The 13669-nt window shown below is 65.5% G+C and carries 13 protein-coding genes; 11 read left to right on the top strand and 2 right to left on the bottom strand.

The genetic code is table 11. From position 1 onward, the window contains the following. Positions 1-18 precede the first annotated feature (18 nt). The 4 genes from J8I34_RS28505 to J8I34_RS28490 are packed head-to-tail and all read left to right on the top strand — an operon-like array spanning position 19 to position 5176. Entirely contained in the window at positions 19-999 is a 981-nt protein-coding gene (locus J8I34_RS28505; RefSeq protein WP_084402578.1) for an ABC transporter substrate-binding protein, read from the top strand. A gap of 56 nt (positions 1000-1055) precedes the next feature. Next, complete coding sequence (zwf, locus tag J8I34_RS28500) at positions 1056-2546, top strand: glucose-6-phosphate dehydrogenase (protein ID WP_051320647.1); 1491 nt, start codon at positions 1056-1058, stop codon at positions 2544-2546. Between the two features lie 11 nt (positions 2547-2557). Further along, positions 2558-4198, top strand: a complete 1641-nt coding sequence (gene pgi / locus J8I34_RS28495; RefSeq protein ID WP_209807581.1) for a glucose-6-phosphate isomerase — start codon at positions 2558-2560, stop codon at positions 4196-4198. A gap of 21 nt (positions 4199-4219) precedes the next feature. After that, complete coding sequence (locus tag J8I34_RS28490) at positions 4220-5176, top strand: carbohydrate kinase family protein (RefSeq protein ID WP_209807580.1); 957 nt, start codon at positions 4220-4222, stop codon at positions 5174-5176. On the opposite strand, the gene J8I34_RS28485 is transcribed toward J8I34_RS28490, so the two are convergent. Together J8I34_RS28485 and J8I34_RS28480 are read right to left on the bottom strand one after the other, a co-directional pair. Then, positions 5133-5846, bottom strand: coding sequence for a PA4824 family protein (locus J8I34_RS28485; RefSeq protein ID WP_209768553.1), 714 nt, complete (start codon positions 5844-5846; stop codon positions 5133-5135). The two genes, J8I34_RS28490 and J8I34_RS28485, sit on opposite strands and share 44 nt — an antisense overlap. A 347-nt stretch (positions 5847-6193) precedes the next feature. After that, positions 6194-7165, bottom strand: coding sequence for a Bug family tripartite tricarboxylate transporter substrate binding protein (locus J8I34_RS28480; RefSeq protein ID WP_209807579.1), 972 nt, complete (start codon positions 7163-7165; stop codon positions 6194-6196). A gap of 624 nt (positions 7166-7789) precedes the next feature. Here J8I34_RS28480 and J8I34_RS28475 point away from each other — a divergent pair. The 7 genes from J8I34_RS28475 to J8I34_RS28445 all read left to right on the top strand — a co-directional run. After that, a complete protein-coding gene (locus tag J8I34_RS28475; RefSeq protein ID WP_209807578.1) occupies positions 7790-9748 on the top strand; it encodes a cytochrome-c peroxidase in 1959 nt (652 codons plus the stop codon). Between the two features lie 211 nt (positions 9749-9959). Continuing rightward, entirely contained in the window at positions 9960-10127 is a 168-nt protein-coding gene (locus J8I34_RS28470; RefSeq protein ID WP_198030868.1) for a hypothetical protein, read from the top strand. Between the two features lie 498 nt (positions 10128-10625). Continuing rightward, positions 10626-11969, top strand: a complete 1344-nt coding sequence (locus J8I34_RS28465) for a nucleobase:cation symporter-2 family protein (protein WP_209807577.1) — start codon at positions 10626-10628, stop codon at positions 11967-11969. Between the two features lie 235 nt (positions 11970-12204). Next, positions 12205-12363 carry a hypothetical protein gene (locus J8I34_RS28460; RefSeq protein WP_245176199.1) on the top strand — a complete coding sequence of 53 codons (159 nt, stop codon included), beginning with the start codon at positions 12205-12207 and terminating at the stop codon, positions 12361-12363. A 111-nt stretch (positions 12364-12474) separates the two neighbouring features. Further along, a complete protein-coding gene (locus J8I34_RS28455; protein WP_209768546.1) occupies positions 12475-12855 on the top strand; it encodes a hypothetical protein in 381 nt (126 codons plus the stop codon). 9 nt (positions 12856-12864) lie between these two features. Beyond that, positions 12865-13095: a YMGG-like glycine zipper-containing protein gene (locus tag J8I34_RS28450; protein WP_029049432.1), complete on the top strand. Its 231-nt coding sequence runs from the start codon at positions 12865-12867 to the stop codon at positions 13093-13095. Positions 13096-13352: 257 nt separating this feature from the next. Further along, the coding region (locus tag J8I34_RS28445; protein WP_209807576.1) for a porin at positions 13353-13669 on the top strand (317 nt) is incomplete at its 3' end.

The raw sequence follows: 13669 nt of genomic DNA, 5'->3' as shown, positions 1-13669 counted from the left end.
CTGACAGGAGACAGACCGATGATCAAGCCCTTTCCCTTCCTCTGCGCCCTGGCGGCAAGCGCAATGGCCGCGCTCAGCGCGCTGCCGGCCGCCGCGCAGACGCCGTCGCAGCCTGCCGCACAAGCCCCGCAGCGCCAGCTCAAGAAGGTCGGCGTAACGCTGGGCTCGCTCGGCAACCCGTACTTCGTCGCGCTGGCGCGCGGCGCCGAAGCCGCGGCCCGGCAGGCCAATCCTGACGTCAAGGTCACCGTGCTGTCGGCGGACTATGACCTGAACAAGCAGTTCACCCATATCGACAGCTTTATCGTCGCCAAGGTCGACCTGATCCTGATCAACGCGGCCGATGCGCGCGCGATCGAGCCCGCGGTGCGCAAGGCGCGCAAGGCCGGCATCGTGGTGGTAGCTGTCGACGTGGCCGCCGCCGGTGCCGATGCCACGGTGCAGACCGACAACACCCAGGCCGGCGAACTGGCCTGCGGCTTTATCGCCGAGCGGCTCAAGGGGCGTGGCAACGTGATCATCCAGAACGGGCCGCCGGTGTCGGCGGTGCTCGATCGCGTCAAGGGCTGCAAGGCTGTGCTGGCGCGGCACCCCGACATCCGCATCCTGTCCGACGACCAGGACGCCAAGGGCTCGCGCGAGGGCGGACTGAACGTGATGCAGCTGTACCTGACGCGCTTTCCCAAGGTCGACGCGGTCTTCACCATCAACGATCCGCAGGCCGTGGGCGCGGACCTGGCAGCGCGCCAGCTGAACCGCCGCGGCATCCTGATCGCTTCGGTCGATGGCGCGCCCGATATCGAAGCCGCGCTCAAGGCCGATACGCTGGTGCAGGCCTCGGCCAGCCAGGACCCGTGGGCCATCGCCCGCACGGCGGTGCAACTGGGCGTCGGCATGATGAACGGCCAGCGTCCCGCCATCCCGACCGTGCTGCTGCCGTCGACGCTGGTGACGCGCGCCAACGTCGGCCAGTACAAGGGCTGGGCCACGCCGCGATGAGCGACAGGCCCGCCACCTTTCCAATCTCTTTGCCGAACGCACCGTTTCTTCCCGATATGATGGACAGCCTTTCCGCCGCGGCTCCGGCCGCTGCCCACGCGCCCGAATTCGACTTCGTCCTGTTCGGCGCCACCGGCGACCTGGCGCGGCGCAAGCTGCTGCCGGCGCTGTTCGACGCGCACGCCGCCGGGGCGCTGCACGCGCGCGGGCGCATCCTGGCGCTGGGCAGCCAGCCGCTGTCGCACGACGCCTACGTGGCCATGCTGAACGACGAGGTGCTGCCGGCGCTGGCCGGCAACGTATCGGCTTGGCAAGGCTTCCTGGACCGTATCGTCTACCTGCAGGTGGATGCCAACGCCGATGCCGGCTTCGACGCGCTGGCCGAACTGGTCAACGCCCGCGCCGCGCCGGTGGTGGTGTGTTACCTGGCGACGGCACCACACCTGTTCGCCACTATCTGCGCCCAGCTGGCGCGCGTGGGGCTGGCCGGCGAGCGCAGCCGGGTGGTACTGGAGAAGCCGCTGGGCCATGACCTGGCTTCGTCCGAGGCCATCAACGCCGAAGTGGCGCGGCATTTCGCCGAGGACCGCATCTACCGCATCGACCACTACCTCGGCAAGGAGTCGGTGCAGAACCTGATGGCGATGCGCTTCGGCAACGTGCTGTTCGAGCCGCTGTGGCGGCGCGAATGGGTGCGGCAGGTGCAGATCACCATTGCCGAGGAGCTGGGCGTGGAGCGCCGCGGCGGCTTCTACGACGGCATCGGCGCGCTGCGCGACATGGTGCAGAACCACCTGCTGCAGCTGCTGTGCATGGTGGCGATGGAGCCGCCCACCAGCCTGTCGGAAGACGCCATCCGCGACGAGAAGCTCAAGATCCTGAAGGCGCTGCGCCCGATCCGCACCGAGGACGTGGCCGAGAAAGTGGTACGCGGCCAGTATTGCCGTGGCGCCGCGGGCGGCAACCCGGTGCCCGGCTACGCCAGCGAGCCTGGCATTGCCCCCGACAGCCGCACCGAAACCTTCGTCGCCATCCGCGCCGAGATCGCCAACTGGCGATGGGCCGGCGTGCCGTTCTACCTGCGTACCGGCAAGCGCATGCAGTCGCGCGTGGCGGAGATCGTGATCCATTTCCATGACGTGCCGTACCCCCTGTTCCCGCATCCGCTGGGCACCATGGCCGGCAACCGGCTGGTGATCACGCTGCAGCCGGAGGAGAGCATCCGCCTCTATTTCCTGACCAAGCAGCCGGGCGACACGCAGGCACTGCAGCCCGCCTCGCTCGACCTGCAGCTGAACAGCGCCGCGCCGCGCGTGCGGCGCGTGGGCGCTTATGAGCGGCTGCTGCTCGACGTGATCCGCGGCCGGCTGGGCCTGTTCGTGCGCCGCGACGAGCAGGTGCAGGCATGGCGCTGGGTCGCGCCGATCCTGCAGGCGTGGGAGAACACCACCGCGCCGCCCAAGCCATATACCGCCGGCACCTGGGGCCCGGCGGCCTCCAGCGCCCTGCTGTCGCGCGACGGCCAGGCCTGGCACGAAGAAATGTAGGAGCCATCGACATGACCACCACCCTTCCCGCCTGGCAAGCGCTGCGCGCCCATGCCGAGACGATGCACCACACCCATATGCGCTACTGGTTCGACGGCCCGCATGGCCTGGCGCGTGCCGACCGCTTCATCGCCGAGGCCTGCGGCCTGACGCTCGACTACGCCAAGAACCGGATCACCGGCGAGACGCTGCAACTGCTGCTCGACCTGGCGGCACAGGCACGCGTGTGCGAGCGGCGCGATGCCATGTTTGCCGGCGAGCCGGTCAATACTACCGAGCACCGCGCCGCGCTGCATGTCGCGCTGCGCGCTTACCCCGAGGACGGCTACCGCGCGCTTGGCATGCCGGTAGGCGAGGACGTCGCCGCGGTGCTGGGCCAGATGGAACGATTTGCCGATGCCGTGCGCAGCGGTGCGTGGACCGGCTTTGACGGCCGCGCGATCACCGATGTGGTCAACATCGGCATCGGCGGCTCTGACCTGGGGCCGCGCATGGTGTGCCGTGCATTGGGTAGCGCCGACAGCGCCCGGCCGCGCATGCATTTCGTCGCCAATGTCGACGGCAGCGACCTGGCGCGCACGCTGGCGCCGCTGGACGCCGCCACCACGCTGGTGATCGTCTGCTCCAAGACCTTCACCACGCTGGAGACCATGGCCAATGCCGGCACCGCGCGCGACTGGTTCGTGCAGCAGGGTGCGTCGCGCGCGGACCTGGCGCGCCATTTCGTGGCGGTCTCGACCAACCGCGACGCGGTGGCCGCGTTCGGCATCGATCCGGCCAATATGTTCCCGTTCTGGGACTGGGTGGGCGGTCGCTTTTCGCTGTGGTCGGCGGTGGGCCTGTCGATCGCGGTGGCGGTGGGCTTCGCGCGCTTCCGCGAACTGCTCGACGGCGCGCGCGCGATGGACCTGCATTTCGCCAGCGCACCGGCAGCGCAGAACCTGCCAATGCTGCTGGGGCTGCTCGATGTCTGGTACCGCAGCTTCCTCGGCGCCGGCAGCCGCTGCGTGGCCCCCTACTGCGAACCGCTGGAACTGTTGCCTGCTTTCCTGCAGCAGCTGGAGATGGAAAGCAATGGCAAGTCGGTACGGCTCGACGGCGGCAGCATCCAGGCGGGCTCGGCCCCGGTGGTGTGGGGCACGACCGGCACCAACGGCCAGCACGCCTATTTCCAGATGATGCACCAGGGCTCGCAGCTGGTGCCGGTAGACTTCATCGCCACGCTGGAGCCGGTCAGCGACCTGCCCGGGCACCATACCAAGCTGCTGGCCAACTGCTTCGCGCAGGGCGAGGCGCTGCTGCGCGGCCGCACTGCGGCAGAAGTGCGGTCAGAAGGCGTCAGCGATGAAGCGCTGGTGCCGCACCTGGTGTTCGAAGGCAACCGTCCCAGCAATACGCTGCTGCTGCGGCGGCTGGATCCCTGGCACCTTGGTGCGCTGCTCGCCCTGGCCGAGCACCGGACCTTCGTGCAGGGCGCGCTGTGGCAGATCAATTCCTTCGACCAGTGGGGCGTGGAGCTGGGCAAGAAGCTGGCCGCGCCGATCCAGCGCGAGCTGGAAGGCACCGCGGCCGCGGCCCCGCACGATGCATCAACCGCCGCCCTGATCCGCCGCGCGCAGGCAGCTCAGTCCGCGCAAAGCGCCGCTGCCTGAGTTTTCCGCCGGAGACAACCGATGTCCACGCCTACATCCCTGCCCCGCTACGTCGTCTTTGGCGAAGCCCTGACCGACATGGTGCGCCAGCCCGACGGCAGCTGGCTGGGCCTGCCTGGCGGCTCTTGCTGGAACGTGGCGCGCACCGGCGCGCGGCTGGGCATTGCCACCGCGTTCGCCGGCGCCGTCAGCCAGGACCTGTTCGGCGACGACCTCGCGCACGCCAGCGCCACGGCCGGGCTCGATGCGCGTTTCCTGCAGCGCGTGCCGCGCTCGCCGTTCCTTGCCTTCGTTGCCTCGCGCCATCCGCCGCAGTATTTCTTTGTCGGCGACGACAGCGCCGACCTGCACTTCGATCCCGCCGCGCTGCCTGCCGGCTGGCGCCAGGCTGCGGAAGTGGTGCATTTCGGCTCGATCAGCCTGGTGCGCCAGCCGCTGGCCGCACGGCTGTGCGAAGAGGCCACCCAGGCCGCTCAGGCCGGCAAGCGCATCGCCTTCGATCCCAATTTTCGCGACCTGATGCGCACACCGGACTACGCCGCGGTGCTGGCGCATATGCTGCGCCTCGCCAGCTACGTCAAGATCTCCGACGAAGACCTGGCAGGACTGTTTCCCAGCCTCGACACCTCCACTGCACTCGCGCAGGTACGCGCCATGGCGCCCGACGCTACCGTGATGCTGACGCGCGGTGCCCAGGGCATGACGCTGTTCAAAGGCAGCGCCAGCATCGAACAGCCTGCGCTGCGTGTAGAGGTCGCCGACACGGTCGGCTGCGGCGATGCCGCGATGGGTGGGTGGATGGCCGGTGTGTTGTCGGGCGCCGCGCACGATCTGGCGGCGCAGGCGCGGCTTGCTGCGGCTGCCGCGGCGGTCGCCGCGACGCGGGCCGGGGCGTATCCGCCGTCGCGCGAGGAAGTCGAGGCGTTGCAGAACGCTACGGCAAGAACGCCGGCGGCAACAACCGCAGCCCGATCGTAAAAAACCGCTCGCCGGTCCCGCCGCCGAATACATTGCCATAGGTGGTGTCGAGCTGAACCCGGTCCCGCACGACCCAGAAGCGCAGACCCGCCTGGAACGATGGCTTGCCGCGATTCTCGCCGAAGGTCTCGGCCACGATGGCCACGCGCGCATGCACCTGGGTCTCCGTGCCTACACCCCATGTCATGCGCGTCTGCTTCGCTTCGGTATCGCGGTTGGCACCAACGTTGAGGTGCGCCAGGAAGCGGTCTTCAGCAAACGAGAACGACACCGGCACATTGACATAGACGTTGCCAAACAGCTTGCGCTGCTCCGCAGTCGGATGGTGGATCACGCCAGCCGTAAAGGCGACACCGTAGCCGCCGGTTTCCAGCGGCCGCAGCAGCGTCTTGCCCTGGAACTGCACGTTGGTGAAATCCGTGCCACCGTCCACGCGCTGCAGCGAGCCGCCCAGTGTCAGTTCGAGATTTCCGGTCGGATTGCAGCCCGGCAACGCCCAGAACTCATTGCCAGCGGACTGGAGCTGCATCCACGATTCAAGCTGGCAGGATTTGGGATCGACAATGCGGGCATCGTCGGTGATCAGCGGCCGCGCGGCGAGCGCGGGTCGGCAGGCTGCGGCCAGCAAGGCCACCGCGGCGAGACGGACAAAGACATGGTGCCATGCCATGGCAACCCTCCTGGACACATGCGGGGACACGGCCGACGACGATACACGACGGTCGTGACACGATTTCGATGGACAGGAAAGGGGCGCCGCCGGCTCAGCGACAGCGCGCGCACGCTGCACGCGCGCTCACCGGGATTGACGTCGATGGAAACCTGCAGGCGGCGATGCCGCGCCTGCAGCCTCAGACTGCAGTTGCTCAGCGCGCCATGGCGGCCCGGGGCGATCCCCTTCCGCGAGAATGACTGGAACAACTGTCCACGGATAGCTCCGTTTATCAGAACCGGGCGCAGTGTAGTGCCTGCGCCGGAAGCGGGTCAACCCACATGCGCCACGGATTTCGTGGCCGCTCAGGAACCCGCCTTGTAGTTGGTTTCCCTGACGATGCGGGCCCAACGCGCCGTATCTTCGGCGATGGTGGTGGCGAACTGCTCCGGCGTGCTGCCGACCGCCTCGTAGTCGATCGCCGCGAGCTTCTCCTTGATCTCCGGCAGCGCGACGATGCGCGTTACCTCCTGGTTCAGCCGGTTGACGATCTCCTTGGGCGTCCCCGCAGGCGCCAGCAGGCCGGCCCACGAGTTGAACACCATGCCGTCGAAGCCCGCCTCCTGCATGGTCGGCACCTGCGGCAGCGCCGGCGACCGTTTGGCGGAGAACACCGCCAGCGGACGCAGCTTGCCCGCCTTGATCATCGCCATCGAGTTGAACGGATCGATGGTCATATCGACCTCGCCCGACACCACCGCCTGCATCTGCGGACCGGTACCCTTGTACGAGGCGCTGACGACATCAGGGATGCCCGCGTTCGCCTTGAAGCTCGCGCCGATCAGCTCGATCATGCTGCTGCCTGCCGACAGGCTCAGCGGCCGGGTCTTGGACTTGGCCAGCGCCACGAACTCCTGCACCGTCCTGGCCGGCACCGACGGGTGCACCACCATCACGAAGCCGATATTGCTGATCAGCGAGATCGGCGCAAAGCTCTTCAGCGGCTCGTAGCCGGCCTTGTACAACAGCGGGCTGAGTGTCTGCGCGCCGGCCGTGTTGAGCAGCAGCGTGTAGCCGTCCGGCGCCGCGCGCGCAACGATATCGGTGCCGATGATGCCGTTGGCACCGGGCCGGTTCTCCACCACCACCGACTGCTTCAGTGCTTCACCCAGCTTCTGCGAGATCAGCCGCGCCACCACATCCGTGGCGCCACCGGGCGAAAACGGTACCACCATGCGGATCGGCTTGCTGGGATAGGTGTCGCTCCAGGCCAGCGTGGGCAGGGTGCCCAGCACGGCGGCGCACAGCAGCACGCGGCGGCGCAGGTTGAGGGTCATGGGGCTGTCTCCGGTTTGCGGGCTGTGCCAGCAGATCGCATGGCTCCGCCGTTATTCACAATAATAAATCGGATTTTATGCCTATGAATTTACTCGTCAACTGAGGGAATGTACGGACGATGTGGACGGCCCCAAATCTCACGCAGCATGGAAGCGCGGCAGAGCTAAAGCAAAAACCAGGCCATTCTGGTCTGATTCAAGCTGGGTGTCGCGTCCTACTCCCAGTTTGAATCCCATCTCGCTGGCCATCGCAACCATCGCGCAGCGCCAGGCACCCCCCCGTCTCGCCTTTTGCGACAACGTTTTCCGGCGCGGGACCATGCCATGCCAGCGAGCTGGCGAGCGTTTCAATTGGCTAACAAAGTTATGTGCGGTACCGCACATAACGCAATCCATGGAACATCCCGCGGCCCCTAAAAATTAATAGCGACGGATCCCCCCGGCGGCCTCTTGCAGGCTGCATGCCAATGCCGGAGAGACCGACAGCAATGCTGGCAGGAGGCGGTCAGTTGAGGAAGGGAACCACGACACGGCCGCTCGAATTCATGGGGTGCAATTGCCTACGGTGAGGGGAGAGATATGCTCAACAATGACAACAGCAATGGCCTAGCCAGGCCAGTGCTAATGGCTGCCATCCTGGCTGCCGCACTAAGCCTGACGTCGCGGACACCGCACGCCCAGGTGGTAGATCCATTGGCGGGTCTGCGTTCGCTCAAGACCGTTACGGTTCCGGGTCCGCCCGCCGAAGTCCTGGACGATTTCGTCAAGGACAAGGCGGCCGCCATCCAGCTCGGCAAGGCGCTGTTCTGGGACATGAAGGTGGGCAGCGACAACAAGACCTCTTGCGCAAGCTGCCACTTCCATGCCGGTGTCGACAACCGCATCACGAACCAGCTGTCTCCAGGCCTGCTGGGCGGCGATAAAACTTTCCAGCTCGGCCGGCCGAACTACACCTTCAGGCCGGAAGACTTCGGATTCACCAAGCATGTGGATGTGAACCAGTCGCAGCCGCAACTCTCGAACGTCAACGAGGTTTCCGGCTCGCAAGGGGTGTTCACGGCGAACTTCGTTGAATTCGGTACAGGCAGCACGGGCGATGCCTGCGCTAATGTTTCCGACGACATCTTCCACGGCGGTACGGGCTTCAACATCAACGGCATCAACACTCGCCAGGTGACCGGACGCAATACCCCCACTGTCATCAATGCGGTATTCAATTTCCGCAACTTCTGGGACGGACGCGCCAACAACATGTACAACGGCGGCGACCCGTTTGGCATGCGCAATCCGGAAGCCCTGGTGTGGAAGAATGAGGGCGGCGTGGTGAAGCAAGCCAAGTTGGCCATTCCAGGCGCCTCCCTGGCGTCGCAAAGTGACGGCCCTCCCCTGAGTTCGGTCGAAATGAGTTGCAATGGACGGTCATTCATGAAGCTCGGCAAGAAGCTGCTTGGCCAGCGGCCGTTGTCCGGCCAGGTCATCGCGGCTGACGACAGCGTGCTTGGCCCGCTGGTGTTACTGCGCAGCAAGGATCAGGTACCGACCTACTCCGAGATGATCAAGAAGGCGTTCCGCTCCGAGTACTGGAACTCGCCGACGCTGTTGAAGATGTCGGGTGCGGATGAGGCGAAGTTCGCCTCGATGGATCTGTTGCCTCCGCGCCAGTTCAAGCGCAGTACCGGGAAATTCGAGGTAAGCCAGATGGAGGCCAACTTTGCGCTCTTCTTCGGCCTCGCCGTTCATCTTTACGAATCCACCCTGATTGCCAACGACACGCCGGTGGACCGTTACCTCGAGGGCCAGACCACAGCCCTGAATGAGCAGCAGTTGCGCGGCGCAAGAGTCTTCACCGGGGCCGGGCGTTGCGGCTTCTGTCACTCGGGTTCTGAATTCACTGCCGCCTCATTCTCCAGCGTGACCAGGCAGCGGCTCAGGCGGATGCCGATGGGGGATGGGCTGGAAGCTGTCTATGACAACGGCTTCTACAACATCGGCGTGCAACCGACCACAGAAGATCTCGGTGTAGGCGGCACAGATCCGTTCGGCAATCCGCTCTCTGAAACGCGGATGGCGCAGCAGGGCAAGACCCATTTGCTGGGCAACGGCTTCGATACCGCTAAGGAGACGGCAGTCGACCCAACCCAGCGTGTGGCTGTTGACGGTGCCTTCAAGACACCAGGTCTGCGCAATCTGGAATTTACCGGCCCGTATTTCCATAACGGCGGCAAATCTACCCTGATGCAGGTGGTCGACTTCTACAACCGCGGTGGGGATTTCGCGGACGTGAACAGGGCTAATCTGGATCGTGGCATCGCACCGCTCGGCCTGACGGAGCAGCAAAAGTTAGACCTGGTGGCTTTTCTGCTTGCCCTGGGTGATGACCGCGTGCGCTATCGCAAAGCGCCGTTCGACCACCCCTCGCTGTGCTTCCCCCAAGGGCATAAGGTCAACGGTACCGGAGGCTTGGAGCAAGACGGAACCACCGGGAACGGCGTGGACAACACGGAATGTATAGGCGCGGTCGGTGCGGGCGGCGCGAGCAGCGGCCTCAAGCCGTTCCTCAATCTCGATCCGTTCCAACGCTAGCGGAGAGCGCTGATAGCGGGGTCCATCCCGTGGGTTGGGGCGGGATGGACTGCTGTCAGACGGACGCCGACGCGGCTATCAGTGCCGAACGGGGATCGGCGAGCGCGGCGCTTTCGTATGCTTCCTCTAACGGGAGCCGCGCCGCTCAACTGCCGTGAATGACTGCAGTCGGCGGCCAGCCCGACCGTCGCGAAAGCGCATGGAGCCCATCGTGCAGATCACCAGCTATCGGCCAGCCGACGCCGTACCCCGCTCCTTCCCCGGCAAGCATCCGCATCGCGCCACGCGGGTAGCAGACGACTTCCTGCTGCTGGCATTGTGGACGCTTCTGTCGCTCACATGCTGCGCCGCCGCCATGGCGGTGGCGGACGTGCTCTGAGCAGCCGGCCTGCGACAACAGCGGCAAGCAAGCCTTGACTCTCCGGGCCGGACCATTGTCGACACAGATTGTCGTAGCAGGATCTCCAATGCCGCGATGCCGGCAAAGCGGCGCTGACATTGTCACTGGAGATATATGTCGGCGCCGATTATCCACGCCGATTATTCATTCTACAGGAAAGACTGCCGGAATTGCCCGCCGCAGTCACTCGCGATTACCGTCTCCCTTCAACAAGAGCCCGCTTCCGTTATTATCGGCCGACAAAATATTGCCGGACGAAGCTTATATACACCATTTCGCAACCCAATAGCATCACGGCGCCAGAATAATCAAACGGATTGATTTTTCATTTACTTTCCGGATAGCATGCCGGGCGCGCCGCGGAAGCCGCTTCGATGCTTCCGCGCTCACGCATTGCCCCTCCCGGCGGCAAATGCCGGCCGGCCCGGAACAAACGAAAAAGGTGGAAAGATCCACCCGCATAAACAGGAGACGTTAATGGCACCTTTGCTGTTCAAGGTGGAAGACCGTCCGCCGCGCATCACTACCGTGTTGCTGGCGCTTCAGCATTTGCTCGCCGCCCTTGGCGGCATTATTGCGGTGCCGCTGGTGATCGGCGGGGCATTAAAGCTGCCGACCGCGGAAATCATTGCGCTGGTGAATGCCGCCTTGATCGGCTCGGGTGTGGTGACCATTATCCAGTGCAAGGGCGTGGGGCCGGTCGGCATTCGCCTGCCGTGCGTGATGGGCACCAGCTTTTCCTTCGTCGGCGCCGCCATCAGCGTTGGCGCCGAGCACGGCGTCGCCGGCATCCTGGGCTCGGCGCTGGTCGGTTCTCTGCTGATGATCGTCGGCAGCCATTTCATGCCGACCATCCGCAAGCTCTTCCCCCATACCGTCACCAGCGTCGTCGTCACCATGATCGGCCTGTCGCTGATCCCGGTCGCGGTGGACTGGGCCGCCGGTGGCCGCGGCAGCCCGCAATATGGCGCGGTCGGCAACCTGGCGATTGCGGCCTTCGTGCTGGCGCTGGTGATCGCGATGGTGCAGTGGGGCAAGGGCATGATCTCGGCTTCGGCCATCGTCATCGGCATCCTCGGCGGCTACGTGCTTTGCCTGGCGCTGGGACTGGTCGATTTCACGCAGATGCGCAATGCGCCGGTGCTGGCGCTGCCGCAACCGCTGCATTTCGGCTTGTCGTTCCCGGTGTCGGGCATCGTTGCGATGGCGATTGCCTACCTGGTCACGACGGTGGAATCCACCGGCACCTTCATGGCACTGGGCTCGGCCACGCAGACGCCGATCACCGGCAACAAGCTGTCGCGCGGCATCCTGTGCGACGGTTTCGGCTCCGCCTTTGCCGCGCTGATCTCGAGCCCGCCGCTGTCGACCTTCGCGCAGAACGTCGGCGTGGTGTCGCTCACCGGCGTTGCCAGCCGCCACGTGGTGGCGCTGACCGGCGTGATGCTGCTGCTGGCCGGGCTGTTCCCGGTGCTGGGCGCACTGGTGGTGACGATTCCCCAGCCTGTGCTCGGCGGCGCCGGCCTGATGATGTTCGCGATGATCGTCTCGGGCGGTATCAACATGCTGAGCCGGATCGAGTTCACGCAGCGCAATACGCTGATCGTGGCCGTGTCGATCGGCTGCGGACTGGCGGTGACCTTCCGGCCGGAGCTGCTGTCGAAGCTACCGCTGTTCGTGCAGGAAGTATTCGGCTCGGGTATCTCGGTTGGATCGCTGGTGGCGGTGACGCTGAACCTGGTGCTGCCGGGTGGCAAGGCTGAACATGCCGAGGAGGGGCAGCACGCGGAGGTGGCGCAGGCTTCGGGCGAACTGGCCTGAACGCAAGCGCTGCGGCGACGCGGTCGGGCGACCTTGCCTGACCGCGTCAGTCTGGCGGAGGTTCCGCCAATCGTCAACAGGACGCCAGCCACCACCACGCGGCCGTGCGTGCGGCAAATCTCTGTCAGGCCGGCGCGTTCGTGGCCCGTCGCCGCAGCGGCGGCTCGCGGGCAACCTCGCGGGCCAGCTCCGTGGTGGCCGGATCGTTGACCAGCACCGGGTAGCGGCGGTCGTAGTGCACCTCGGCACTGGCTGCGAGCCGCGCCACAACGCGGTACGCAGTCCCGCGGCGCAGTGTTTCACCGACTGCCTGCTGCAGGAGATCCGGCGCCGCGCGCGCTCGGCGGCGCAAAAGGACAGTGAGTTGTTCGAAGAGCTGGACGTGTTGTACTGAAGCGTCAGGCGCCCCCAGCAGACACGGTGGCCCTGCAGACACCATACAGAGACTAATATGAAGAAACGCACCCGCCCCGTGGGGTAGCGGCAACCGCTGAGGGAGACTGCAATGGCGAGAAGACTGAGCCGGCTCGCAGTGACGGCTGCGGCACTGATGACGTTGACATTGGCGACTGGCTCCCGCGCGGATGAAGTCCCGCTGATCACCGGCAAGCAGTGGACAGATTCCTCCGAACAGACAAAAAAAGCCTACCTCGTAGGCATTGCCAATGTGGTCCAGGTCGATATCGCCTATCACGAAGGCAAGCCGCCGCCTGACTCGCAAAGCATCGTTCCGCGCTTTGCAAGAGGGCTCAGGGGCCATTCGCTCGACTCCGTGCGCCAGGGCGTGGATCGCTGGTACGCGACACATCCTGACCAGTTGCAGCGGCCGGTCATTGAAACGATCTGGTTCGAAATGGTTGTTCCCGGTCTGCAGACCAAGAAGTAAGGTGACGCCATGAAACGACTCCAACTGATTGGTGCGGCGCTGGTCGTCGCAGGTGCTGCCGGATGCACGAATATGACACCGCAGCAGCAAGGCACCGTGACCGGTGCCGGCATCGGCGCCGCCGCGGGTGCGGGCATTGCGGCCATAGCGGGAGGTAGCGGCTGGACCGGCGCGGCGATCGGCGCCGTGGCTGGCGGCGTAGCGGGCAACATCAAGGGCAGCAAGCAGCAGCAGTGGTAAGTCGCCCTGGCGCCCTGCCTGCGCCCATCGCGTTCAAGCCCGTTCCCCTGCCAGCTCTTGATGGCGCCCGGCCGGCGACTGTCGCAATTAGCCGACATTACTGTGTGTTTCCCACGGCTTCCGGTCATCAGTTGCTGGCGGGAAACGGGCTGCGCTCCTAAGCTCGAACGGTTGTCCGGCAGCATGCTGCAAGGTCCGGCATGCAAAGCATGAAGTTGTGGCTGCACCCAAGAAAAGAGAGAAGAGAGGAGAACAGCATGTCACTGAAAAGGACGGCCCTGGCGTCTCTGCTGGGATGGCCGCTGGCGACCCTTGCGCAGTCAAGCGTCACGCTGTACGGCGTGATCGACGCCAACTTGGAATACGTCAACCACGCGGGCGTCGTGCCGACGGCCGCCAACGGATTCAACCCGGGACAGGGCAACGATGCCTACCGGCTGACTTCCGGCGGACTCTCCGGCTCGCGCTGGGGCTTGCGCGGCAACGAAGACCTTGGTGGCGGCATCAAGGCTCTCTTCGTGCTCGAAAGCGGCTTCGGCATCGACAACGGCTTGTCGCAGCAAAGCGGCCGGCT

Source organism: Cupriavidus phytohabitans (genome assembly GCF_017815025.1).
GTDB lineage: Bacteria > Pseudomonadota > Gammaproteobacteria > Burkholderiales > Burkholderiaceae > Cupriavidus.
Note: the sequence above shows the minus strand (reverse complement) of the source record. Positions and strands in the feature narration are given on the sequence as shown.

Coding starts and splice junctions, on each gene's coding strand:
- J8I34_RS28505 (WP_084402578.1), top strand. CDS start 19: ATGATCAAGCCCTTTCCCTTCCTCTGCGCCCTGGCGGCAAGCGCAATG.
- zwf (WP_051320647.1), top strand. CDS start 1,056: ATGATGGACAGCCTTTCCGCCGCGGCTCCGGCCGCTGCCCACGCGCCC.
- J8I34_RS28480 (WP_209807579.1), bottom strand. CDS start 7,165: ATGACCCTCAACCTGCGCCGCCGCGTGCTGCTGTGCGCCGCCGTGCTG.
- J8I34_RS28450 (WP_029049432.1), top strand. CDS start 12,865: ATGAAACGACTCCAACTGATTGGTGCGGCGCTGGTCGTCGCAGGTGCT.
- J8I34_RS28475 (WP_209807578.1), top strand. CDS start 7,790: ATGGCTGCCATCCTGGCTGCCGCACTAAGCCTGACGTCGCGGACACCG.
- J8I34_RS28455 (WP_209768546.1), top strand. CDS start 12,475: ATGGCGAGAAGACTGAGCCGGCTCGCAGTGACGGCTGCGGCACTGATG.
- J8I34_RS28485 (WP_209768553.1), bottom strand. CDS start 5,846: ATGGCATGGCACCATGTCTTTGTCCGTCTCGCCGCGGTGGCCTTGCTG.
- J8I34_RS28490 (WP_209807580.1), top strand. CDS start 4,220: ATGTCCACGCCTACATCCCTGCCCCGCTACGTCGTCTTTGGCGAAGCC.
- pgi (WP_209807581.1), top strand. CDS start 2,558: ATGACCACCACCCTTCCCGCCTGGCAAGCGCTGCGCGCCCATGCCGAG.
- J8I34_RS28465 (WP_209807577.1), top strand. CDS start 10,626: ATGGCACCTTTGCTGTTCAAGGTGGAAGACCGTCCGCCGCGCATCACT.